Source organism: Yoonia sp. BS5-3 (assembly GCF_038069655.2).
GTDB classification, from domain to species: Bacteria; Pseudomonadota; Alphaproteobacteria; order Rhodobacterales; family Rhodobacteraceae; genus Yoonia; species Yoonia phaeophyticola.
The window spans coordinates 2076327-2100256 of sequence record NZ_CP150951.2 but is presented as its reverse complement, the minus strand read 5'-3'; the positions used below and the strand labels follow the sequence as shown (position 1 = coordinate 2100256).

At 57.2% G+C, this 23930-nt stretch carries 25 protein-coding genes; 10 read left to right on the top strand and 15 right to left on the bottom strand.

Going from position 1 to position 23930, the window contains the following annotated elements; translation table 11 throughout:
- Nucleotides 1-112 precede the first annotated feature (112 nt).
- On the bottom strand, nt 113-1141 hold the full coding sequence (gene mgrA, locus AABB29_RS10530; RefSeq protein WP_341366958.1) for an L-glyceraldehyde 3-phosphate reductase: 1029 nt from the start codon (nt 1139-1141) through the stop codon (nt 113-115).
- Nucleotides 1142-1311: 170 nt separating this feature from the next.
- Between mgrA and AABB29_RS10525 the strand changes: the two genes are divergently transcribed.
- The 4 genes from AABB29_RS10525 to AABB29_RS10510 all read left to right on the top strand — a co-directional run bounded on the left by AABB29_RS10525 (nt 1312) and on the right by AABB29_RS10510 (nt 4060).
- Nucleotides 1312-1542: a hypothetical protein gene (locus AABB29_RS10525; protein WP_341366959.1), complete on the top strand. Its 231-nt coding sequence runs from the start codon at nt 1312-1314 to the stop codon at nt 1540-1542.
- Entirely contained in the window at nt 1542-1976 is a 435-nt protein-coding gene (locus AABB29_RS10520; protein WP_341366960.1) for a hypothetical protein, read from the top strand. Before AABB29_RS10525 ends, AABB29_RS10520 begins: the two co-directional genes overlap by 1 nt.
- A 78-nt stretch (nt 1977-2054) precedes the next feature.
- Nucleotides 2055-2987, top strand: a complete 933-nt coding sequence (locus AABB29_RS10515; RefSeq protein ID WP_341366961.1) for an aldo/keto reductase — start codon at nt 2055-2057, stop codon at nt 2985-2987.
- Nucleotides 2984-4060 (top strand): FAD-dependent oxidoreductase, encoded by a 1077-nt coding sequence (locus AABB29_RS10510; RefSeq protein ID WP_341366962.1) that lies wholly within the window; start codon nt 2984-2986, stop codon nt 4058-4060. The genes AABB29_RS10515 and AABB29_RS10510 overlap by 4 nt, the downstream gene beginning before the upstream one ends.
- Before the next feature lie 12 nt (nt 4061-4072).
- Here the strand turns inward: AABB29_RS10510 and AABB29_RS10505 are convergent, their stop codons facing one another.
- Nucleotides 4073-4372: a hypothetical protein gene (locus AABB29_RS10505; protein WP_341366963.1), complete on the bottom strand. Its 300-nt coding sequence runs from the start codon at nt 4370-4372 to the stop codon at nt 4073-4075.
- Nucleotides 4373-4426: 54 nt separating this feature from the next.
- Nucleotides 4427-6922: an FAD-dependent oxidoreductase gene (locus tag AABB29_RS10500; RefSeq protein ID WP_341366964.1), complete on the bottom strand. Its 2496-nt coding sequence runs from the start codon at nt 6920-6922 to the stop codon at nt 4427-4429.
- A gap of 177 nt (nt 6923-7099) precedes the next feature.
- Between AABB29_RS10500 and AABB29_RS10495 the strand changes: the two genes are divergently transcribed.
- Nucleotides 7100-7756, top strand: a complete 657-nt coding sequence (locus AABB29_RS10495) for a hypothetical protein (RefSeq protein ID WP_341366965.1) — start codon at nt 7100-7102, stop codon at nt 7754-7756.
- A gap of 9 nt (nt 7757-7765) precedes the next feature.
- Here the strand turns inward: AABB29_RS10495 and AABB29_RS10490 are convergent, their stop codons facing one another.
- The gene (locus tag AABB29_RS10490) at nt 7766-8986 is read right to left on the bottom strand and encodes a hypothetical protein (RefSeq protein ID WP_341366966.1); all 1221 of its coding nucleotides are present in this window, start codon (nt 8984-8986) and stop codon (nt 7766-7768) included.
- Nucleotides 8987-9096: 110 nt separating this feature from the next.
- On the bottom strand, nt 9097-10083 hold the full coding sequence (locus AABB29_RS10485; protein WP_341366967.1) for a D-glycerate dehydrogenase: 987 nt from the start codon (nt 10081-10083) through the stop codon (nt 9097-9099).
- A 109-nt stretch (nt 10084-10192) separates the two neighbouring features.
- Between AABB29_RS10485 and AABB29_RS10480 the strand changes: the two genes are divergently transcribed.
- A complete protein-coding gene (locus AABB29_RS10480; RefSeq protein WP_373636493.1) occupies nt 10193-10720 on the top strand; it encodes an SH3 domain-containing protein in 528 nt (175 codons plus the stop codon).
- Between the two features lie 61 nt (nt 10721-10781).
- Here AABB29_RS10480 and AABB29_RS10475 read toward each other — a convergent pair whose 3' ends face one another.
- From AABB29_RS10475 to AABB29_RS10445, 7 genes are all read right to left on the bottom strand, one after another.
- Complete coding sequence (locus AABB29_RS10475) at nt 10782-12809, bottom strand: M3 family metallopeptidase (protein ID WP_341366968.1); 2028 nt, start codon at nt 12807-12809, stop codon at nt 10782-10784.
- Nucleotides 12810-12859: 50 nt separating this feature from the next.
- Complete coding sequence (locus AABB29_RS10470; protein ID WP_341366969.1) at nt 12860-13648, bottom strand: amino acid ABC transporter permease; 789 nt, start codon at nt 13646-13648, stop codon at nt 12860-12862.
- 48 nt (nt 13649-13696) lie between these two features.
- A complete protein-coding gene (locus tag AABB29_RS10465; RefSeq protein WP_341366970.1) occupies nt 13697-14485 on the bottom strand; it encodes a transporter substrate-binding domain-containing protein in 789 nt (262 codons plus the stop codon).
- Between the two features lie 36 nt (nt 14486-14521).
- On the bottom strand, nt 14522-15577 hold the full coding sequence (locus AABB29_RS10460; protein WP_341366971.1) for a molybdopterin-synthase adenylyltransferase MoeB: 1056 nt from the start codon (nt 15575-15577) through the stop codon (nt 14522-14524).
- Complete coding sequence (dut, locus tag AABB29_RS10455; protein ID WP_341366972.1) at nt 15574-16029, bottom strand: dUTP diphosphatase; 456 nt, start codon at nt 16027-16029, stop codon at nt 15574-15576. Before dut ends, AABB29_RS10460 begins: the two co-directional genes overlap by 4 nt.
- On the bottom strand, nt 16026-17219 hold the full coding sequence (gene coaBC / locus AABB29_RS10450; RefSeq protein WP_341366973.1) for a bifunctional phosphopantothenoylcysteine decarboxylase/phosphopantothenate--cysteine ligase CoaBC: 1194 nt from the start codon (nt 17217-17219) through the stop codon (nt 16026-16028). Before coaBC ends, dut begins: the two co-directional genes overlap by 4 nt.
- A 64-nt stretch (nt 17220-17283) precedes the next feature.
- Nucleotides 17284-18162, bottom strand: coding sequence for an RNA polymerase factor sigma-32 (locus AABB29_RS10445; protein ID WP_341366974.1), 879 nt, complete (start codon nt 18160-18162; stop codon nt 17284-17286).
- Nucleotides 18163-18258: 96 nt separating this feature from the next.
- On the opposite strand from AABB29_RS10445, the gene cobU reads away from it, so the two are divergent.
- From cobU to AABB29_RS10425, 4 genes are read left to right on the top strand one after another with little or no spacing between them, the layout of a single operon-like run.
- The gene (cobU, locus tag AABB29_RS10440) at nt 18259-18780 is read left to right on the top strand and encodes a bifunctional adenosylcobinamide kinase/adenosylcobinamide-phosphate guanylyltransferase (protein ID WP_341366975.1); all 522 of its coding nucleotides are present in this window, start codon (nt 18259-18261) and stop codon (nt 18778-18780) included.
- On the top strand, nt 18777-19355 hold the full coding sequence (locus tag AABB29_RS10435) for a histidine phosphatase family protein (protein ID WP_341366976.1): 579 nt from the start codon (nt 18777-18779) through the stop codon (nt 19353-19355). Before cobU ends, AABB29_RS10435 begins: the two co-directional genes overlap by 4 nt.
- A gap of 57 nt (nt 19356-19412) precedes the next feature.
- On the top strand, nt 19413-20102 hold the full coding sequence (locus tag AABB29_RS10430; protein WP_341366977.1) for a glutathione S-transferase: 690 nt from the start codon (nt 19413-19415) through the stop codon (nt 20100-20102).
- A 51-nt stretch (nt 20103-20153) separates the two neighbouring features.
- Nucleotides 20154-21668, top strand: a complete 1515-nt coding sequence (locus tag AABB29_RS10425; protein WP_341366978.1) for a YifB family Mg chelatase-like AAA ATPase — start codon at nt 20154-20156, stop codon at nt 21666-21668.
- On the opposite strand, the gene gshB is transcribed toward AABB29_RS10425, so the two are convergent.
- The 3 genes from gshB to rsmI form a co-directional block, all read right to left on the bottom strand.
- Complete coding sequence (gshB, locus tag AABB29_RS10420; RefSeq protein WP_341366979.1) at nt 21665-22603, bottom strand: glutathione synthase; 939 nt, start codon at nt 22601-22603, stop codon at nt 21665-21667. The two genes, AABB29_RS10425 and gshB, sit on opposite strands and share 4 nt — an antisense overlap.
- A gap of 66 nt (nt 22604-22669) precedes the next feature.
- A complete protein-coding gene (locus AABB29_RS10415; RefSeq protein WP_341366980.1) occupies nt 22670-23032 on the bottom strand; it encodes a YraN family protein in 363 nt (120 codons plus the stop codon).
- On the bottom strand, nt 23029-23889 hold the full coding sequence (rsmI, locus tag AABB29_RS10410) for a 16S rRNA (cytidine(1402)-2'-O)-methyltransferase (protein WP_341366981.1): 861 nt from the start codon (nt 23887-23889) through the stop codon (nt 23029-23031). Before rsmI ends, AABB29_RS10415 begins: the two co-directional genes overlap by 4 nt.
- Nucleotides 23890-23930: the final 41 nt, after the last annotated feature.

Below are 23930 nucleotides of genomic sequence, written 5' to 3'. Positions count from 1 at the left end.
GTACTAGCCATTTCGAAATGGGGCATGTCAATGATCGAACGCACGGTTTCTTGGCTTAGGCACAGCAATGTCAACATATGGTGGGTCCCAACCCATCCCGTTGGTGGCCTTGTCAGGTCTCCGAGGACGCCGCCCAAAGATTAATTTGCTCTTCATCCGCATATTCATCGATCAGCGCTAATTCTTCGGTGGTGAAATCCAAATTGGTAATAGCGCCTGCACAATCTTCAACCTGCGACGGTTTCGAAGCCCCGATCAACGCCGTGGTAATCCCGCCATCACGCAAAACCCAGGCAATCGCCATTTGCGCCAGTGTTTGCCCCCGCCCTTCGGCGATTTCGTTCAGCTTGCGAATGTTGCTCAGCGCCGCCTCTGACAACATCGTTTTGGCCAATGATTTTCCTTGGCTGGCGCGGCTGCCTTCGGGAATACCGCCCAGATATTTTGTCGTCAGCATGCCTTGTGCCAAGGGCGTAAATGCAATCGATCCGACGCCAAGCTCGGTCAACGTGTCTTTTAACCCGTCGCGTTCCACCCAACGGTTGAGCATATTGTAGGACGGTTGATGGATCAGACAGGGCGTGCCCAAATCCTTAAGTATCGCAACGGCCTGGCGGGTCCGCTCGGCGTTGTAGGACGAAATCCCGGCATAAAGCGCCCGCCCTGAACGGACAATGTAGTCAAGCGCGCCCATTGTTTCCTCAAGCGGGGTCTCAGGATCAAACCTGTGCGAATAGAAAATATCGACGTAATCAAGCCCCATCCGTTTCAACGACTGATCGCAAGAGGCAACCAGATATTTGCGGCTACCCATCTCACCATGGGGGCCGGGCCACATGCGGTATCCCGCCTTTGAGCTGATAATCAACTCATCCCGGTAGCCTTCGAAATCCTCCGACAGGATCGATCCAAAAGCATGTTCTGCGGCCCCCGGGGCCGGGCCATAGTTATTGGCCAGATCAAAATGCGTGATCCCAAGATCAAAGGCTTTGCGGCAAATCGCCTGCTTTGTCTGATGCGGCGTATCATGGCCAAAATTGTGCCAGAGCCCCAAACTGACCGCAGGCAGTTTCAACCCCGACGCGCCACAGCGGCGATACTGCATGCGCTCATAGCGGTCTTCAGCTGGATGGTAGGCCATCGGATGCTCCCTATAACGATTTCGGGGGCAACGCACCATGCAACGTCCACGAAGTCAATCCACAAGGGTCTGGAAATCCCTACCCTCGCGAAGGCACGCCCTATGATAGAATGACGATGTCGCAACTCATTTTTAGCGGCATTCAATTTAACAAAAAAGGGAGTGCTCTTATGGCACGTTTTGCAATCGATACCGGGGATGTCCCCATGTCCAAGGAAGATCAGGCGCAGCTTCAAAATGAACTGCAATCTGTGACCTTGGCTCATATCGCGCGGCTTGGATACGACAAGCCCTTCGCCGTGAAATTCCCACGTGAATGGTGGGGAATTATCCTGCACCCGGATCTCGACGGTATCCCAGATATCGAAGGGGAATGGGGCAAACGCATCGGCAGCTTCTGATGGCCCGCCCCGATGGGGGCGATACAGCGGACCCAGACACTGGGGCGGATCGCACCTGCCCCAGTGCACGCTGCGCCCCGGGCGCTACGCTGCTTGGCGTCAAAGGGTCCGATGGCCGGGTTCATAATCTGCGCACGGCAATGCCTATCGATGAAGCATTCGTTCAGCAGGCCAAGGCGCATGGTGCCCCCGAACAAAGGATGCGCTTTGCGGCCAAATGCGAAACAAGCGGCTGCAGCCAATGGACCGGTGACAGATGCGGCGTGATCGACAGGGTGCTTGGACATCTTGAGGCACATAAAGTCCCGCTTCGCGATGATCTGCCGCCCTGCCCGATCCGTGGCACATGCCGCTGGTATAGCCAAACAGGGCGAACAGCCTGCCACGCATGTGATCTGGTTGTGACGGATAACAGCCAAATTGCCGCAGAATAAAAGCTGGCCCGCGCACGCATTGCGCGGGCCAGCAGCCTCTGTCTTTTCACTGCCATACAACCATGCCACTGTGCTGGTATGGAACAACTGACAACACGAAACGGCCAACCTCTTTCACGGTTGACCTTTGGAACAATGCAATTTGGCGGCACTGCTGATAAAGGCGCAAGCACTGCGATGTATCATGCTGCGCGCGAAGCGGGGATCAATCACTTTGACACAGCCGTTGGCTATACCGGCGGCGCGTCTGAAACGATCCTGGGGCAACTGATCAAAGACCAGCGCGATGACATCTATCTGGCGACCAAGGTCGGCTATGTTGGCGGGGCATCGGCGGCAAATATCACCGCGCATTTCGACACCTGCCGCAAACAGTTGGATCAGGATACCGTTGATCTTCTTTACATGCACCGGTTTGACGATGACACCGCACTCGAAGAAACGTTCGAGACATTGGCAAAGCTGCAATCATCAGGGCATATCCGGCATATCGGCGTGTCAAACTACGCAGCCTGGCAAGTGATGAAAGCCCAAAGCGTCGCGCAATCATTTGGCACCAAAATCGACGTGATCCAGCCGATGTATAGCCTTGTCAAACGGCAAGCCGAGGTCGAGCTTTTGCCAATGGCCCGGGATCAAGGGATTGCGATCATGCCATATTCGCCGCTTGGCGGCGGGTTGCTGACCGGAAAATACGCCAAGGGCGAAGCCGGGCGGCTAACCGATGATCCAAGATACAAAGCGCGGTACGATCAACAATGGATGCACCAGACGGCAAAGGCCTTGCTGGATCTCGCCGGGCGGCTTGACGTGGCCCCGGCAACGCTTGCTGTGGCGTGGGTTGCAGCACATCAAGCCAGGCCATCACCGATCATCTCAGCGCGCTCGGTCGCGCAATTGCAACCGTCCCTCGCAGCCGAAGCCTTCGATATGCCCCCTGCCCTTTACGCAGAAATCACGCAGCTCAGCGTGACGCCCGCACCCGCCACTGATCGGCTTGAAGAGACGTGATCGACTTTCTGGTCATTGGCGGCGGGATTGCGGGGATATCCGCCGCGGCCAGGCTATCTAAGCTGGGCAAGACCGTCGTTTTAGAGGGCGAGACCGCTTTGGGATACCACGCATCGGGCCGCTCGGCCGCGATGTTTGAAGAAAACTATGGCGCACCAACAACAATCGCATTGAACGCAGCCAGCCGCGCATTTCACGAAGACAAAGAACTGCTCAGCCCGCGCGGCATTATGCTGGTTGGCACATCAACCGAAGCAGAGGCATTTGAAGCAGACAAAAAATCGCTCAAGCTGACAGACATCGCAGTGTCAGAAGCCCAGGACATGATCCCCATTCTGCGGGCAGACAACATCGATCGCGCTGCGTATCATGCGGATGCTTGGGATATCGACACCGACCGCCTGCTGCAAAGTTTCCGCCAGATGGGCCAAGAAAACGGGGCGCAAATCCTGACAGGCCGTGAAGTGACGCAGATCAGACGCGCAAGTCATGGCTGGCAGGTCACAACCGCGGCCGAGACCTATGACGCAAAAAACATCGTGAATGCGGCCGGCGCATGGGTCGATCAGATTGCAGATATGGCCAGTATCCCGCCTTTGGGTTTCACGCCCCTGCGCCGCTCAATGGCGCGGATCGCGGCCCCAGGCGGGCATGATCCGCGCAACTGGCCTATGCTTTTCGGCCCGGGCGAGGATTGGTACGCCAAACCGGATGCAGGCGCTCTGATCGTGTCACCCGCCGAAGAAGACCCAACAACGCCGCATGATGCCTATGCCGATGACATGACGATTGCCGAAGGTTTCGCCCGCTATCAGCCCTATGTGACCGAACCAGTCACAAGGCCGCTCAGCACGTGGGCCGGGTTACGCACCTTCGCGCCGGATCGCAATTTGGTTTTGGGTCCAGATGTCAACGATAGCAGCTTTATCTGGTGTGCAGGGCAAGGAGGATACGGGATGCAATCGGCACCGGGCGCAAGCCAAGCCTTGGCCGACATCATCGGTGGGGGCACATATGCATTGCCCATAGAAACGATGGCGCAACTGTCGCCCGCTCGTTTTGCCGACCGGTAACGCTGCGTGATGCTAATCCTGCTGCACCTGATGGAACCGCAGGGGTTTGGTGTCTTCACGGACAACCAACCCCTTTGCCTCTAGATCAAGCTGCACGCATTTCTGCCACCAACCGGATGTGGCGCCGCCCGGAAATAGGTCTTCAGGCAGGTGCGGCTTTGCAGCTTCTTTAGATTCCTTTGCCGTCATCCCCGGCGCGCTTGTCGGCAAGGTCCCCAGCATCGCAGCTTTCATCGCTTGATATTTCGCAGCATCCACTCGGGTGACACGCCCGGGTGTGTTGATATTCTCAACCTCAATTTTGTCCGCCATGATCAACCTCGCATTGTAGAATCCTGTCGCGACCATCTTACGGGATCAGGCGGCTTATCCGTCAATCCTGATCCGTGCATTTTGCGGGTCATAGGGGCTGTCTTCAACAATCTCCGCAGGCCAAAGCCGGTCGAGCATCTTGACCTGCAGCTTCGTGCCAACCGCCGCCGCGTCCGGTTTGACATAACCCAGACCGATCGACTTGCCGAAGGCCACGGAGTAACCACCCGATGTCAGCCGCCCAACCCGGGCGCCGTTTTGATCATAAAGCACCTCGCGCCCCCAGGGATCAGCATCCTCAGGTCCATCGATCAGCAAGGTCACACAAGTTGACCGGATGCCCTTGTCCAGCATCGCGGTCTTGCCGTGGAACGCTTTGCTTTGATCGACAAAGCGGGGCAAATCCGCTTCAAGCGGCGTCGCATCCCGCCCGAGCTCATTGCCAAAAGCGCGGTACGATTTTTCCTGACGTAGCCAGTTCTGCGCGCGCGCACCTACCAGCTTCATCCCGTGCTTTTCGCCCGCCTTTTCCAACAAATCAAACAGATAGTTCTGCATCTCAATGGGGTGGTGCAGCTCCCAGCCCAGCTCGCCTGTGTAGGCTACACGCACAGCCCGTACCGGGCACATGCCTAGTTCGATTTCGCGCATGGACAGCCAAGGGAACCGCTTGTTCGAAAGGGCCGTCTTCGGGTCAGCATCCTTGATCACCTCGGCCAATACATCACGAGATTTCGGACCGGCGATGGCGAAGACGCCCCATTTGGTCGTCACGTCCTCTTCGTTGATGCGGCCGAATTCGGCCTCTTGCGCCATCACTGCCTTGTAAAGATAATCCTGATCATAGGCATGCCAGGCCCCGGCCGAGACGAGGTAATAATCATCCTCAGCCACCCGGATGATCGTATATTCCGTGCGCGTCGTGCCATGGGCCGTCAGCGCATAGGTCAGGTTGATCCGACCCACCTTCGGCAGCTTGTTGCAGGTAAACCAATCCAGAAAACCCGTCGCCCCCGGCCCGCTGATCCGGTGTTTGGCAAAGGCGGTGGCATCAATCAGGCCGACGCCTTCCCGAATGGCTTTCGCCTCTTCCACCGCGTATTGCCACCAACCGCCACGGCGGAATGACCGGCTTTCCAGATCGCTGAAGCCTTCAGGGGCAAAATAATTCGGACGCTCCCAGCCATTGACCTGACCAAATTGTGCGCCGCGGACTTTTTGCCGGTCATAGGCAGGCGAGGTGCGCAATGGCCGGCAAGCGGGCCGTTCCTCATCCGGGTGATGCAGGATGTAGACGTGGTTGTAGCATTCCTCATTCTTGCGCGCCGCGTATTCAGTCGTCATCCAATCGCCATAGCGTTTGGGATCAAGGCTCGCCATATCAATCTCGGCCTCCCCTTCGACCATCATCTGGGCCAGATAATAGCCAGTGCCGCCCGCCGCCGTGATGCCAAAGCTAAAGCCCTCGGCCAGCCACATATTGGTCAGTCCCGGCGCAGGCCCCACCAACGGGTTACCATCCGGCGTGTAACAAATCGGCCCGTTGAAATCATCCTTCAGCCCGCTGTCCTCGCAAGACGGAATGCGGTGGATCATGGCCATGTACTGCTCTTCAATCCGCTCCAGATCGAGCGGGAAAAGATCCGCACGAAAACTGTCCGGCACGCCAAATTCAAAAACGGCCGGGGCACCTTTTTCATAGACGCCCAGGATCCATCCGCCCCGCTCTTCGCGGACATAAGACTGCGCATCCGCATCGCGGATCACCGGGTGTTCGGCCTGGCCATCGGCGCGGAACTGCACCAGCGCCGGGTCCTGATCCATGACAATGAACTGATGTTCGACGGGAATGGCGGGTATCTTGATGCCCAGCTTGGCAGCCGTGGTCTGGGCATGATTGCCGCTGGCGGTGACGACATGTTCGGCGGTGATAACGATCTGTTCCTCTGAAGGAACAAGATTGCCGCCCTTCTCAACCATCTTTGTGCAGGTGACTTCCCAGGCCTCGCCCGTCCAGTGAAAGGCATCCGCCTGCCATTTGCGTTCAATCATCACGCCGCGCTGGCGGGCGCCCTTGGCCATGGCCTGGGTGACATCGGCCGGGTTAATGTAGCCGTCGGTGTGGTGATAAAGCGCACCTTTCAGATCATCGGTGCGGACCAGCGGCCATTTTTCCTTAATCTCATCCGGGGTCATCCAGACGTAGGGCACATCGCAGGTCTCGGCAGTGGCGGCATAGAGCATATACTCATCCATCCGTTCCTGCGTCTGGGCGATACGCAGGTTGCCCACGACGGCAAAACCAGCATTCAGGCCCGTTTCAGCTTCAAGTGTTTTGTAAAAATCGACCGAGTATTTATGGATATGGGTCGTCGCATACGACATGTTGAAAAGCGGCAAAAGACCCGCCGCATGCCAGGTCGAGCCAGAGGTCAGCTCGTCCCGTTCCAGCAGCATCACATCGTCCCACCCGGCCTTGGCGAGGTGATAGGCAATTGATGTGCCAACGGCGCCGCCGCCGACAACCAATGCTTTGACTTGCGTTTTCATCACGGCAACTCCTCTTGGCCACTTCTAGCATAAGATGCGCGAAACCGCATCGCCGCGTCAGAAGCAGCCGACGCCTCATTGCCCGATTGCGACAGCAACGCGGCTACAGTCAGGGTTTCCTCACTATACGGCGGGCCCGCGAATATGCTCTGCTCGCCCTTAGGAGAGGGATTTAACATGATGAGATTTTCAATCGAAGACGCGGCAATTTTGGCCGAGGCAAGCTATACCGCAAACCGGATCACATCGCCGAAGGTGATGCATTCCTGCCCGCATCAGGATGTGCAGGCGCATATTCTAGAGGGTGATATCCTGCTATTACCGGGGTCCAACTCGGTCCGGGACTATCTGCGCTATAACCTGCGCCCGCTGCGACTGGGCCACCAACAGCTGCAAATGAGCGACGATGGCACGGCCAAGGGCCATTCCGGGACAACCTGGCATCAGGGCTTTTTGGCCTATTCAATCGTGATCTTTGACTGGCTCAAGACGCTGAATATCCGGCCAAAATATGTCATCGGACATTCATTGGGCGCGGCAGCCACACAGATTTTATCCAAAAGCTATGGCGCGCCAGGGATTGGATTTGCAGCGCCGCGGCCCAAATCCGTGAAAGGGCCGGTGAAGCATGATGAAAAATGCCTGTTGATCAATCGATTTGATGATGTCGTGCCCAACCTGCCAGGTGCATTCAACCACATGGGACAGGTCAAACAACTGTCGGTAAATCCCAAACGCCGTTTCCCGGCGCACGCGATGAGGCATTACCGGGAAATCGTTGATTTGGGGCAAGGCAATGGGGCATTGCCCACCCATTGGGCGGGCGGGCAATAGCCCGCCGCGTCAATTGCTCATCACGGTGCAGCGACGAAAACCGTTTTCCATGACGCAGGTGGCGCCGTTACGCAGGCCCGTGACGGGCGCCGCGACCTCAGATTGGACAACTTGCGTTTCCGGGCCCAGATCAGGTGCTGCTTCGGGCAGGCGCTGTGCCAAGGCGATAACCTCTGGCGCAATATCAAACTGGCCCGAAAGATACTCAGCCAGATCAGATTGCGTTGTCCCGGCAGCAGAAATTGTCGCCAACACGTGATATTCATGGGCCGACCAGGCACGTCCGCTATTGCTAAGGATAGCTGCAAAATAACGGGCGGCGTTTTCATGGGTGCCATCGTCAAGCACGTCCAGCAAAGCCACAGGCAGGGTATCAACTTGCGGATAACGCACCTTTAGATCATCCCAGCTGTCGATTTTGCCCATACGGATATCCATCAGCGCATCTTGCCAAGGGGCATCAAAAACCTTACCCGCAGCCAGCAGCTGCATGGCGCGATAGGCCGGCGATGGCAGTGGCGGCGCATCTGACAGCGGCAGGGGGTCGCGGCTCAACACACCAGCCGACACAATCACACGGGGGTCCGGGGTGGGCAATTGGGCGTGCAAAACCTCCATATCGAGGCTGTTGAGCACCGTCAGAACAGCGGCATCGCTGGCATTGGTCAGGATGGACACTTCAAGCACCTCATCAACGGCCTGATCACCGATCACTGTTGTGAAATGTCGGTAATTGACCGGCATGGGATCGGAACCACCGTCGCCATGTGAAAAACGAGGCTCTTCAATGATCGGCAGACCCGCCAAGGTGGCGAACACGCCTTCGCGTTCCTCTTGCGTATCAGGACTATCGTCCACCCGGCCAAAGCGCGCAGCAAGCGACTGGCGCGGGGGCATATGCGGGGCTTTGCTGATACGCAAAGCAAGCCGTTCATCCCCGCGTAGGAACGTGGTCAAGGTTGATTGAGAAATCCCGCCATCGCGTGTTTCAAAACGTGCCAAAAGCTGTTGCGTGGTATCCGTGACAGCCGGGTCGAAAACGGCTTGCGTGATCAACTCACCATCCGCGCGCTTATAGTCCCGCAGCTCCCAGCCATCGGGGGCCACGATAGCGCTTGCCGCAAGACCACGCGCCGCGACGTAATCATCAAGACCGGATTTGAAAACAAACAAAACAGCAACCGCAAATGCTGTCAGAACCAAACCATACAGAGGTAACAGTATACGCATAACACACTCCTCTGGCAGACGAGTTTGTGTCAAAGCACAAAACTTCTGATTTATATTTTGTACTAATATACAGCCCCAGAGATCACTAAAACCTTAACGTCACGGGAAGATCACAACATGGATGGGACGACCAGATCTGGTGGCCTGTGGCCATCAGCAAAGGTCTTAATGTTTACAATGACTTTCTCGCCCATTTCGATCCGACCTTCAAGAGTGGCCGAACCCATATGCGGTAACAATATCGCATTTGGCAGGGATTGCAGGCGAGGGTTTATCTGATGTCCGCGCTCAAAAACGTCCAAACCAGCGCCTGCGATCTCGCCGGAACGCAACATGCGAGTCAGTGCATTTTCGTCAATCACCTCGCCGCGCGATGCGTTGACAATGACGGCTTCAGGTTTCATCAGCTTCAGACGGCGGGCGTTCATCAGATGGAACGTTGACGGTGTATGGGGGCAGTTGATCGACAGCACGTCGACACGGGCAACCATCTGATCAAGACTTTCCCAATAGGTGGCGTCCAGATCATCCTCGATCTCGGGCCGCAGTCGTTTGCGGTTATGGTAATGGACCTGCATCCCAAAGGCGGCGGCACGGCGGGCGACGGCCTGGCCAATCCGGCCCATGCCCAGGATGCCCAGACGGCGCCCCTTGATCCGGCCGCCCAGCATCGCCGTGGGCGACCAACCCGTCCAATCGCGCGATTGCGCCAGGCGCAGACCTTCGGCAAGGCGGCGCGTCACCCCCAAAATAAGGGCCATGACCATGTCTGCGGTATCTTCGGTCACAACGCCCGGAGTATTCGTGACGTGAATACTGCGCTCGCGGGCCGCACCCACATCGATATTGTCGATGCCCGAGCCGAAATTCGCGATCAGCTTTAGCGTATCGCCTGCACGGCCCAGTAATGCGGCATCAATCTGGTCGGTGATGGTTGGCACCAGAACATCGGCGTTCGCCATCGCTTCGGCCAGCGCATCGGCTGTCATGGGGGTGTCATCGTCGCGCAAGGTGACGTCAAACAGCTCTTTCATCCGGGTTTCAACGGTTTCGGGCAACCGTCGCGTAACAACAACACTCAGACGTCGCGCTGACATGCAAATCCCTCCCCCGGCTTTTCAAAACGGCTCTGTCATGGCAGGTTGCGCCAAAGGGATGCGCAGCACAAGAACTGCGCGCCGAATACGAGTGGTAAAAGGCAAAGAAATGGGTGCATGCTTGCAATGGTTCCGCATGGTCTTGGTCGTGTTATGCGCAGGCGCTTTTTTCGCAGGCCCGCTGCAGGCACAGCAAGCCTCCGCCCCGACGCTTGGCCCGGAAACAAATCTGCCACTACCGCGCTTCGTCTCGCTCAAAGCGTCCGAATCCAATGTCCGGCGGGGGCCATCCTTGTCGCACCGGATCGATTGGGTGTTCAAACGCCGGAACATGCCCTTGCAGGTAATTGCCGAATACGGCCATTGGCGCCGGGTGATCGACCGCGACGGGCAAGGTGGCTGGGTGCATTACACCATGCTGTCGGGCGCACGCACCGTTGTGATCGAAGGCGAAGCGACGCCGCTGCGCGCACGCCCCGAACCAGATGCACTTGAGAACGCGATATTAGAGCCTGGCGTGGTCGCCCGACTGGGCGAATGTAATCCCGATTGGTGCCAGTTGAACGCTGGCGGCTACCGGGGCTGGGTGCCCAAGGCGCAGCTGTGGGGTGTTTTCCCCGCCGAAATTCGGGACTAAACGCCGGGCGCTGTACATACAGAATATGTACAGCTTCTGTACGCCGTCTGTACGGCGTAAATCAGGCCGCTTTGTCCAGACCGCGCCCCTTTAGCAGCGCCTCAACCCCCGGCAATCTGCCGCGGAAGGATTTGTAAAGCTCGGCCGCATCCACCGAACCGCCCGATGACAAAACGGTCTCTTCCAGCAGCTTGGCTGTGGCCGGATCAAACGGGTTACCAACCTCTTCAAAGGCGGCAAACGCGTCCGCATCCATGACCTCGGACCACATGTAACTGTAATAGCCGCTTGAGTAACCATCACCGGCAAAGACATGGGCAAAATGCGGTGTCGCATGGCGCATCCGAATGGCGCGAGGCATGCCGATTTCTTCAAGGATTTCAGTTTGTTTCTGCATCGGATCCGCTGGTGCAGGCCCGTCGTGGAAACCCAGATCAACAAGGGCCGATGCGACGTATTCGACCGTCTGAAAACCCATGTCATAGGTCGCCGCACCGAGCATGCGCTGAAGCAAATCGTCTGGCATTGGCGCGCCGGTATCGGCATGGGTGGCGAACGCGGCCAGAACCGCAGGTACCTCAAGCCAATGTTCATAAAGCTGGCTGGGTAATTCAACAAAATCCCGCGCGACGGACGTGCCGCTAATACTTTCGTAAGTCACGTCTGACAGCATCTGATGCAGCGCGTGCCCAAATTCATGGAACAGGGTTCTGGCATCATCATAAGACAACAGCGCAGGCTGCCCCTGCGCGGGCTTGGCAAAGTTGCAGACATTCACCACAAGGGGGCGCACATCACCGCTTAGCCGTTGCTGGGATCGCATCGCAGCGCACCACGCGCCGGATCGTTTTGAGCCGCGCGCAAAATAGTCACCAATAAAAACAGCGATATGGGCACCGTCGCGGGTGACCTCCCAAAGGCGGACATCCGGGTGATAGACGGGGCCGTCGATGGGCTTGAAAGACAACCCAAACAACCGGTTTGCACAGTCAAAAGCCGCTTCGATCATACGGTCCAGTTGCAGATATGGTTTCAGCTCGGCCTCATCGAGATCGTGCAATTCCTTGCGGCGCTTTTCAGAGTAATAACGCCAATCCCAGGGCTCAAGCGGGCCGTCAAACCCATCCGCATGCAGCATCCGTTCCAGCACCGCGGCATCGGCCTCTGCCGCCGCTTTTGCGGGGGTCCAAACCTGCATCAGCAGGTCGCGCACGGCATCGGGTGTTCCGGCCATTTCGGTTTCCAGTTTGAAATCTGCGAAACTATCATAACCGAGCAATTCCGCGCGTTTCTGGCGAAGCTTTAGCGTTTCAGCGGCAATAGCACGGTTATCGGTTTCCCCGCCATTTGCCCCGCGTGCACCCCAAGCCTCATAGGCTTTCTGGCGCAGATCGCGGCGGTCAGAAAACTGCAAAAACGGCACGATCAATGAACGCGACAAAGTCACAACAGGCCCGCCTGCATCCTTTTCTTCACCGGCGGCCTTCGCGCTTGCGACAACAAAGTCCGGCAGGCCAGTCAGATCATCATCAGACAACTTCATGAACCAGTCGCGCTCATCTGCCAGCAGGTTTTGCATAAAGTCCGTGCCAAGCACCGATAGGCGCGATGTCACCTCGCGCAAGTCGTCGGCCTTGGCGCCTTCAAGCTGCGCCCCGGCGCGCACAAAACCGCGCCGTGTCAGCATCAGCACCCGCTGTTGTTCATCCGTCAGATCAAGATCATCCCGAGCATCCCAAACCGTCTCGATACGGGCGAAGAGCGCCTTGTTTTCAGACACTTCCGAGCTGTAGGCGCTCAGCATCGGCGCAAAGCTGCGCTGCAGTTCTTCCCGCTTTGGATTACTATCTGCGCCTGCAAGGTTGTAAAACGCGCCCAGCACGCGGCTTAATTGTTCGTCCGCGCGTTCAAGTGCCTCAATCGTATTGGCAAAATCCGGAGCGTCCGGGTTTTCTGCAATCGCGGCAATATTCGCACGGGACTGCGTCAACGCCGTCTCAACCGCTGGCATGAAATCATCATCTGATATCAGATCAAACGGCGGCAAGCCAAAGGGGGTCGTCCATGTCTCAAGCAGTGGGTTTGTCATTGCAAATCTCCTTTGCGCTTAATCTAGTCTGGGGGCTGGCAGGTGACCAGCTATCGATCGCGCATGCGTTTTTCAAAACGGCGTAGGGCCAGCGATAATGTGATGGTCATCGTCAGATAGACCAATGCCACGACATTATAAGTCTCAAAATACCGGAAATTCCCGGCGGCTGTGACCTTGCCCAATTGGGTCACGTCGGTGACGCCCAAAACGCTGACCAGCGAGGAATCCTTGACCATCGCCACAAAGTCATTTCCCAGCGGCGGCAGGATCATGCGCAGTGCTTGCGGAAAGACAATAAAGCGGAACCGGTGCCAGCGGGACAGGCCCAGCGCCTCGGCGGCTTCGATTTGACCTTCATCAACGGATTGCAGCCCGGCGCGGAAAACCTCTGCCAGAAAGGATGAATAGGCAAGGGTCAGCGCGATAACCGCGCGCCACAAAAGCGAAAAATCCCGATTACGAATGGGATCAAAACCCAAGGTTTCGCGGACCACATTCCATGCGGCGACTAAAGCGGGTGCAAGCACGAAAGCCACATAAAGCAGCAGGACGATGATCGGGATACCGCGCATGATTTCGATATAAAACCGCGCAACCTGCCGCAAAATCAGCGATTTGGACAGTCCTGCCAACGCCAAACCCAGCCCTATAAGACAAGCCAAAAAGTAGGACACGAAGGTCACATAGACCGTCACCCAGATCCCGCGCCGTAGCGTGGACAGCACCCGGCTATATGCATCAACGGTCAGCACCTGCCAAAACAGATAGCCCCCAATCGCCACGACAGCTACTAACCACCAGGGGAAATCCTTGTCATTGGGGGATGTGGGGATCAAACGGCGCTCCGCCGTCCCGGGCCGCGACCCGGGACCTCTTGCTTGGGGTTATTCACCCAGTTTGTAGTCCAGGAACCATTTGGTGTTCAGCGCATCGATCGTACCATCGGCATGCATATCTGCGATCGCCGCATTGATTGGCGCCACAAGATCAGAGCCGCGGGGAAAGATAAAACCAAAATCCTCGGTCCCAAGCTTTTCGCCGATGATCTTTAAACCGCCATCAGAGGCTTCAACATAGCCATTGCCCGCAGTTCCATCTGTCAGAACCAAATCAACATCGCCGGTCCGCAAAGCTTGGACCGTGGCGCCAAATGTTTCCATCAGCTTGATGCGCGGGTTTGCCTCATCGCCGTCAAGAACGTCATAAACGCCCACGTAAAACGGCGTGGTGCCGGGTTGTGCGGCCATTAACAGATCATCATCAGCGGCAAAGCTGGCCGCATCGGCAAAGCGATCTTCATCGCCGCGCACCATCATCACCATTTCTGAGGTCATGTATTTATCAGAAAAATCAACAACTTCAGCCCGGTCTTCGCGAATAGTGATCCCGGTCATGCCCAGATCGAACTGCCCTTCCGAGACAGCAGGGATCATCGCATCCCAACTAATGTTCTCATACAGGATGGTCGCATTCAGCCGATCAGCAATCTCAGCCATCGCATCATATTCCCAGCCGACCGCGTCCCCATTAGGATCGATGAATTGCAGGGGCGGATAGGCATTTTCGGTGACGACAACGATTTCGCGCCCCTCAAGATCGGGCAGATGCCCGTCAGCGGCGGCAGCGGTGGCAAAAAGCGCAGCGGCAAAGGCGCTAAGGAATTTCATGGTCATCTCCCCTGAATGAATTTTGTTCCTGCAGTATGGGGCTCACTGCGATGCATGCAACCCTTGCCCGCCGCAGACCTGGCAATCGGTGCGGGGTTTGATCGCGATGGTCCGGGTTTGCGCATAAAGCGCATCGTAAATCATCAAACGCCCGCCAAGCCCGTCACCTGCGCCTGTCACAAGTTTGATCGCCTCAACCGCCATCATCGCACCGATCACGCCGGGAAGTGGCCCGATCACGCCAGCCTCGGCGCAACTGGGCACTAGCGCTGGGTCAGGCGCATTGGGAAAGACGCAGGCATAGCACGGCGTGCCGCGCTGCGGATCATAGAGGCTGATTTGCCCCTCCCATTGGGTCAGTGCTGCAGCGATCAGCGGTGTTTTTGTCGCAACGGCCGTTTGATTCACCAGATAGCGCGTTTCAAAATTATCGGTGCCATCCAGAACCAGATCATAATCGGCAAAAAGATCGGCTGCGATTTGCTCGGTCAGACGGCGTGCATAGGGGCGCACGGTGATAAACGGGTTTTGGGCAGTCATCGCCTCAGCTGCTGAGCGGGTTTTAGGCAGTCCGATGTTGCGATCCGTGTGGATGACCTGACGCTGCAGATTGGCGTTTTCAACCAGGTCATCATCAATAACCCCGATTGTCCCGACCCCCGCAGCAGCCAGATATTGCAGCGCGGGCGCGCCCAGCCCACCTGCGCCGATGACCAGGATCTTGGCGTCTTTCAGCGCCTTTTGGCCTGGTCCGCCCAATTCGCGCAGGATAATATGCCGGGCATAGCGGTCCAGTTCGGCGTCCGAAAAACTGCCTTGCTGCGGTTTGGGTTCATCCCTTTGGCGCACCCTCGCCCGCAAATTTTGCAACAGCTTCCGGTATCCCCAAACGATAAAACCGAACGCAAAAACAAGCCCCCAAAGCCGCGCATCGCCGCCAAGTGCCATACGCAACGGATGACCGTCGGGCAGGGCAACATGGATCGCCATCACGCCAACCAGCAGGATCGAAATCATGTTCCAGCGCACGCTGGTCGGGGTTTTCATTGCCGCGCCAATCCCCCAGAGCGCGGCAATCATAGCGCCGACCATGATCATAGACCGGTCGATCCAAATCCGCCTGATCCGCGCGCTGTATCGTCAAGCGCCGACGTGACCATGAACTGTGCCTGCGCGACCGGTGCGACCACCATTTGCGCAATCCGCATACCGTGCATGATGGTGAAATCTTCTTGCCCCAGGTTGACCAAAATAACGCCAACCGGTCCGCGATAGTCGCTGTCAATCGTGCCTGGCGAATTTAGCAATGTGATCCCATAGCGCAGGGCAAGCCCCGAACGCGGCCTGATCTGAACCTCGAACCCAGCAGGAACGGCCATGCGCAACCCCGTCGGGATGAGCGTATGGCACCCCACCTTAAGAAGAAGATCTTGCTGATCGGTCAAGTTCGCCCGCAAATCCGCACCCGCAGCCCCTGCCGTCTCATAGCGGGGTAAGCCGAGATCGGCGTCTGCGCCGTCCTCCCATTGAAATTTGATATCCACGCTCATTTTATTGCTTCAGCGATCCGGCTTGCTAGCTTTGCGGCGACGGCATCTTTGCCCATCCGCGCCCATTCCTCGGCCCCGCCTGCAGTAATCAGCGTGACAGCGTTTTCGCTGCCCCCCATGATCCCCGTTTCCGGAGAGACATCATTTGCAACAATCCAGTCGCAGCCCTTACGCGCACGTTTGGCCGTTGCATTCGCGACGACATCATCAGTTTCGGCGGCGAAGCCAACCACCAGATCGGGCCGTCCTTGCGTCATTTGTGAAACAGTCGCGAGGATATCGGGGTTTTCTGCAAAGTGCAGCTCTGGCAAGCCTGTCTTGTCTTTCTTGATTTTGCTTGTTCCGGCATTGGCCACATGCCAATCGGCAACAGCCGCCGCAAAGACGGCCGCATCGGCGTGAGCCGCGTTTTGCACAGCCGACAGCATTTGTTGCGCTGTTTCGACCTTGATCACATTCACACCCTGCGGCGGCGGGACATCAGCGGGACCAGTCACAAAGGTCACATCGGCCCCAAGCCCGGCAAGCGCACGCGCTATCTCCGTGCCTTGCGCGCCAGATGATCGGTTTGCGATGTAGCGCACCGGATCAATCGGTTCATGCGTTGGCCCGGACGTCACAAGGATATGGCGCCCTTTCAGAGGCCCGCCGGATAGACCCGCGTCGATTGCAGCGATGATATCTGGCACTTCGGCCATCCGACCTGGCCCATATTCACCGCAGGCCATATCACCCTCATCTGGTCCGACGATAAGGATGCCGTCCTGTTTGAGTGTTTTCAGATTGCGCTGCGTCGCGGGGTGGGTCCACATCCGCACATTCATTGAGGGGACAATCAGTACCCTTTTGTCGGTTGCCAGCAAAAGCGTCGTGGCCAGATCATCGGCCTGGCCGCCTGCCATCTTGGCCATCAGGTCTGCGGTGGCTGGTGCCACGACAATCAGATCGGCGGCCCGAGACAATTCGATATGTCCCATCTCGGCCTCATCGGTCAGATCAAAAAGGTCTTGGTAGACCTTTGTCGCTGACAACGCTGAGACGCTGAGCGGGGTCACAAAAGCGGTGCCCGCCTGTGTGATCACCGGGGTAACATGCGCGCCTTGCTCGCGCAGTCGCCGGATCAGATCAAGCGATTTGAACGCGGCAATACCACCCCCGATGATCAGCAAAATATGTTTGTTGGCCAGCATCTGGCTCCCCGGTCTTGTTCCAGCCGACACTAGGTCAGATCAGACCGGAAAGACAATGACAGGATCAGTTCAAGAACCCGCGAACCTCGGGGCTTTGCGACTCGAGCGTTTTGCGCATTTTGCCGAAGGCCGCTGCCTCAAGCTGGCGCACACGTTCCTTGGAAAGGCCAAGCTCGGTACCCAGGCTTTCCAGGGTCCGAGGATCGTCACGCAGTTTACGTTCGCGCACGATGAATTGTTCGCGCTCATTCAAAGAGCGTAAAGCGGTCGTCAACCAGTGCCGCAACGTGTCATTGTCATGCGCGTTTTCGACGGTTTCTGCGGCTTGCGGACCATCATCTTCAAGAACGTCGATCCACTCGCGCCCTTCATCTTCGGTCGATTGCGTGGCGTTCAGGGAATAGTCAGACCCCGATAGGCGCCCTTCCATCATTTCGACATCATGCAGCGGCACGCCGACCTCAATCGCGATCAGCTCGCGCAATTCCTGCTTGTCGATCTCTTTGCCTTCTGCAGCCGCTTCGCGTTCTAGCCGTGCTTGCACGCGGCGCATGTTGAAAAACAGAGACTTTTGCGACGAAGTGGACCCGGTCCGCACCATCGACCAATTTCGCATGACGTAATCTTGGATCGACGCTTTGATCCACCAGACCGCATAGGTCGAAAATCGCACGCCCCGGTCTGGGTCAAATTTGTCGGCAGCTTTCATCAAACCAACCGACGCTTCTTGGATCAGGTCATTCATCGGCGCGCCATACCGTTTAAACTTGGACGCCATTGAGATCGCAAGACGCATGTAGGCCGATATGAGCCGGTGCAGCGCCTGGACATCGCGATCATCGCGCCAAGCATATGCAAGCGCGAGTTCCGTCTCGGCATCGAGCAGTTCAGCTTTCATTGCGGTGCGTGACAACGTCTGATCAGAAAAACCGGTACCAGCCATGTTTATTCTCCCAAGTGAGCGTGCGAGCCATTAACTTTTTTGTCTGGTGTTGTTACGCAAGGGTAAGCTGAATGGATCACGCAAAGCCAAAACAAAATGATACCAAAACTGTCGCTAGTTCTTGGCGGTGCTGCCTCTGGCAAATCTGCCTACGCTGAAAACCTTATACATCGCATGGGGTTAGATCCTGTATACATCGCGACTGCGCAGGTTTTTGACGATGAGATGGCACAAAAAGTTGATCGCCATCAGGCCCAGCGCGGCCCCGGATGGCACACGATTGAAGAGCCGATTGCCGTTGCCGCGGCCTTAAAGCCCCTTTCATCAGGCCAGGCCGTTTTGATCGATTGCGCGACACTTTGGCTGACAAATCTGATTTTAGGCGAGCATGACGTTGCCGCCAAATCGGAAGAATTGTTGGCCGCTTTGGGCGCATGCGAAAGCCCGGTTGTGGTTGTCTCAAACGAGGTTGGCATGGGCATCGTGCCAGACAATGCCCTGTCGCGTCACTTTCGGAACGCACAAGGTCTGCTTAATCAAAAGATCGCAGCGCAAGCCGACCATGTTGTAAACGTCATCGCGGGACTTCCCATGATGTTGAAGGGGCCGGGTGCATGACCCGACTTTGGTGGGTGCGCCATGGCCCGACCCATGAGAAGGCCTTTGTCGGCTGGCGCGATGTACCTGCCGATTTGTCCAACCAGCCGCTGATTGATCGGGTTTCTGCATATCTACCGCAGGACGCAATTGTCGTCTCGTCCGACCTGATCCGCGCATCGGCCACCGCAGATGCGATTGGCCAGGAGCGTCGCCGTCTGCCAAACCTACCAGGTCTGCGCGAGTTTAACTTTGGTGATTGGGACGGTCTGCATTTTGACGAGGTCGCAAAACGCGACCCGGCGCTAAGCCGCAGGTTCTGGGAAGAACCCGGAGATTTGGCCCCGCCCGGCGGCGAAAGCTGGAATGCGGTGGCCCAACGTGTCAACGACGCTGTCGCGCAGCTTTGCACGGCCCATTCAGGCTCTGATATTGTTCTTGTGGCCCATATTGGCGTGATTATGACCCAAATTCAAAAGGCAGCCGCGTGTCATGCCTATGACGCAATGGGGCATAAGATAGACAACCTGTCGGTCACCGATATGTCCGTTAAGAATGGTGAATGGCAGATCGGCAAGATCAATCACCTTCCGTGATAGCTCTTTTCAAAAATGGTCGTTTGCCGTCGGGGCACCTGTCCGTAAGTTGGGCCTATGACTTATCAACTTTATATCGGTGATCGCACCTTCAGCAGCTGGTCGTTGCGTGGCTGGCTTTTGTTTGAAAAATTCGGTCTGGATTTCGAAACCCATATGGTGGGGCTTTACGCCGGGACCTACCGCGAAGAGCTCGCCCATCTTGCCCCGGCCCGGACCGTACCTGCGATGCAGACCCCCGAGGGCCATGTTTTGACCGACAGTCTTGCAATGGCCGAAACACTGGCAGAGCGTCATCCCGAGGTGAACCTTTATCCGCAAGATCCTGCCGCGCGTGCGCTTGCCCGGTGCATCACGGCGGAAATGCATTCTGGTTTCATGGCCTTACGCGAAGATTGCCCCAATATGATCACCCATGTTTGGGAAGGGTTCGCGCCATCTGATGCCGTCCGGGCAGATCTCGCCCGAATCGAAGAGCTATGGGCCTTGGCGCGCGCGCGGCATGGGGCGGATGGGCCCTGGCTTTTTGGGAATTACAGCATTGCTGATGCCTTTTATGCGCCGGTTGCCCTGCGGATCACAGCCTATGATTTACCGATCAGCGAGGCGGCGCAAAGCTATGTGGACAGCCACCTCAAAGACCCCTCTTTCTTAGCCTGGCGCGCGGCCTCACAGGAAGAACACTACGATCCATGGCCGTATCCGATGCCGTTGGGCCGCCGCCCCTGGCCAGGTGATGCTGGTTAACCATTCTTAAACCACCGCCAACTACCCGTTAACCAAAACGGAGAGTTCGCAATGGTCGCCATAACCTACACGGTGGCGTTTGAAGGGATTGAGGCCCGCCTGGTCGAGGTGCAATGTGCCGTCACGCCTGGTATTCCGGCCTTCACGATTGTCGGATTGCCGGACAAGGCCGTATCCGAGGCGCGCGAAAGGGTGCGCGCTGCCCTGACCGCCATGGCCATCGCATTGCCGTCGAAACGGATCACGATCAACCTGTCCCCAGCAGATTTACCCAAAGAAGGATCGCATTTCGATTTGCCGATAGCGATGGCGCTTCTTGCGGCGCTTGAGATCATTCCCCAAGAAGATGCAGAACAGACCGTTGCACTGGGTGAGTTGTCTTTGGATGGTGCCTTGGTTCCGGTCATTGGCGCGCTGCCGGCGGCCATGGCCGCGGCGCAGGACGACAGGACGTTGTTATGCCCCCATGCCTGCGGACCTGAGGCTGCGTGGGTCGGCGCCGCAAAGGTAATCGCGCCGCGCAGCCTAGCAGAGGTCGTCCGCCATTATACCGGTCAGAATGTGCTAACCCAATCCGAACCGGGCGAGGTTCACAATAGCGCCGGCAACCGTGACCTGTCAGAGGTCAAAGGCCAGGAACGGGCCAAACGCGCGCTTGAGATTGCAGCGGCAGGGCGTCATCATCTGATGCTTGTCGGCTCACCCGGGTCAGGAAAATCAATGTTGGCCGCCCGCATCCCCGGCATATTACCGACATTGTCGGCCGCCGAAGCGCTGGAAACATCAATGATCCATTCGCTTTCAGGCCTTTTGGATGAAGGGGGTATCAACCGCGAACGCCCCTTTCGTGAACCGCACCATACCGCATCCATGGCCGCCATTGTTGGCGGAGGACGCAATGCCAAACCGGGTGAAATCAGTCTGGCCCACAATGGCGTCTTGTTCATGGATGAGTTTCCTGAATTCCCCCGCACTGTGTTAGAAACACTGCGCCAACCGATTGAAACCGGCGAGGTTGTCGTCGCCCGTGCAAATGCCCATGTCCGATACCCCTGCCGGTTCATGCTGGTGGCCGCAGCAAACCCTTGCAAATGTGGATATTTGACCGATCCGGGCCGGGCATGTGCCCGGGTGCCGATCTGCGGAGAAGAATACATGGGTCGGATTTCCGGGCCTTTGATGGACCGGTTCGATTTGCGGATTGAGGTGCCGCCTGTCGCCTTTACCGATCTGGATTTACCTGAAGATGGCGAGAAGTCCCAAGATGTGGCGGCGCGTGTCGCCGCGGCCCGCCAAGTGCAGGACGAGCGTTTTGCCGACCATCCAACGGCGCGTGTAAATGCCGATGCTGAGGGGCATCTTCTGGATGATGTGGCCACGCCGGATGAAGAAGGGCGCGCCTTGCTGGTCAAAGTGGCCGAGCGTTTTGGCATGTCGGCGCGTGGCTATCACCGTGTGCTGCGCGTCGCGCGCACCATCGCTGACTTAGATGGCGCGCCAGACGTCCGCAGACCGCATGTGGCCGAGGCTGTCAGCTATCGTTTGGCCATGTCGAAAGAGGTTTAGCGCCGGACCTCAATCGCTTCCCAGATTTTGGCGGCCACATTCGTACCGTCAAAACGCTCAAGCTCTTGAATGCCGGTGGGTGATGTGACGTTGATTTCGGTCAGCCACTCGCCGATCACATCAATACCAACGAAAACCTGTCCCTTCTCGCGCAAAAGTGGGCCGATCTGAGCGCAAATTTCGCGGTCACGGTCCGTCAGCGCCACTTTCTCTGGTCGCCCGCCCACATGCATGTTCGAGCGGGTCTCACCAGCGGCAGGGACGCGGTTAATCGCGCCCACAGCTTCACCGTCCACCAAAATCACCCGCTTGTCCCCCTTTGAGACATCGGGAAGGAATTTTTGCATAATCAGTGGCTCGCGGTTGATGCCCGAAAACAGCTCATGCAGGGAGGCAAGGTTGCTGTCGCCTTCTTTCAGCTTGAACACGCCTGCCCCGCCATTTCCATAAAGCGGTTTGAGAATCACATCGCCATGCGCCGCACGGAAGGTTTTCAGCGTCTCAAGATCGCGCGCAATCATGGTCGGCGGCGTCAGATCAGGGAAATTCAACACCAGCAGCTTTTCGGGGTAATTACGCACCCAGAACGGATCATTCACGACCAACGTATCGGGATGGACCATGTCCAGGATATGCGTGGTCGTGATGTAACCCATGTCAAATGGCGGATCTTGACGCAACCAGACCACGTCGACATCGGCAAGATCCAGAGTGGTTTCGTCGCCCAAGTGGAAATGATCGCCCTTGACCCGCTGTACGGTCAACGGCCAGCCGCGGGCGGTTACGCGCCCCTGATCAAAGGCCAATTTATCCGGCGTGTAATAGAACAGCTCATGCCCCCGCGCCTGCGCTTCTTCGGCAATGCGAAAGGTGCTGTCGGCGTCGATATCGATCGGGCCGATTGGGTCCATCTGGAAAGCGATTTTAAGAGGCATAAGGCAACCCTATCAGAATGTCTGACTGATACATGACGCAGCTGGATGCCGGGTGCAACGGGGGGATCACATGCCTGTGAAAGCGTTCTCAATCACCTGGACTTGCCCGGCGCCGTTTACAAGCGCCACATCAAACCGCAGATCGGTCAGTTGACCGCATGGCTCATTCGCGAGAAATTCACTGGCTGCGCTGCAAATGCGTTCCATCTGGCGCGGCCCGAGCTTGCGGGATGCCTGCCCAAAGCTTTTGCTTTTCTTCACTTCAACGAAAATCAGCCCTGCACCGTCCGTATCCCGCAAGATAAGGTCGATTTCGCCAGAGTGTCCCCGCCATCGCCGCGCGAGCGGCCTGCAATTGCGTTGCAGGTAATCCCGTTCAACAATATCTTCGGCCACCCGCCCTGCGTGATACCCAACAGATCCGGTCATTCATCATCCTTTAGACCAAGGGCAATTTGGTAAACTTGCCTGCGCGGCAACCCCAGCGCACCCGCAACCACCGTCGCTGCATCTTTGATCCGCATTGTTTTCATCGCCTCTTTCAATGCCGCATCCACATCCTGCGCGGCGATATCGACAGCCCCTTTGCGGCTGACCAGCACAACGATTTCGCCCTTCACTGACCGCGCCGCAAATTGATCGGCAAGATCGCCCAAGTTCCCGCGCACGACCTCTTCAAACTTTTTGGTCAGCTCGCGGCACAGCACCGCCTCGCGGTCTGCCCCCAAGATATCGCGTAGATTTGCTAACATTTCTGCAACGCGTTTCGGGCTTTCATAGAAAACCAACGTAAATGGCACATCACGAAGCATCGCGATCTCGGTCTCGCGCTGCTGTTTCGCTGCGGGCAGAAACCCTACAAACGCAAAGCGATCTGTCGCGAGCCCTGAAACCGTCAGGGCCGCTAAAACAGCCGATGCGCCGGGCGCTGATGTCACGGGCAGCCCTTGTGCAATCACCGCACGCCCCAGCTCATACCCTGGATCGGCAACAAGCGGCGTGCCCGCCTCTGAGACATAAGCCACCGATTTTCCTGCTGCGATCGCATCGGTCAACCGTTTGGTTGGTCCCTCACCGCTGTGATCATGAAACGCCACGACCTGCCGCCCATTCAACGGAACGCCATGAATTTCCATCAGTTTGCGGGCTGTGCGCGTATCTTCGGCGGCGACCAGATCGGCAGAGGCCAGAATATCGAGCCCCCGCAACGTCATATCACGCGCGCTGCCAATTGGTGTCGCGACAAAATACAGCCCGGCAGAGAGTGGCTTGGTATTGAAATTCATATCTGGACCCCCCTGCCCCCTGCTTTATGGTGTCCCCAACG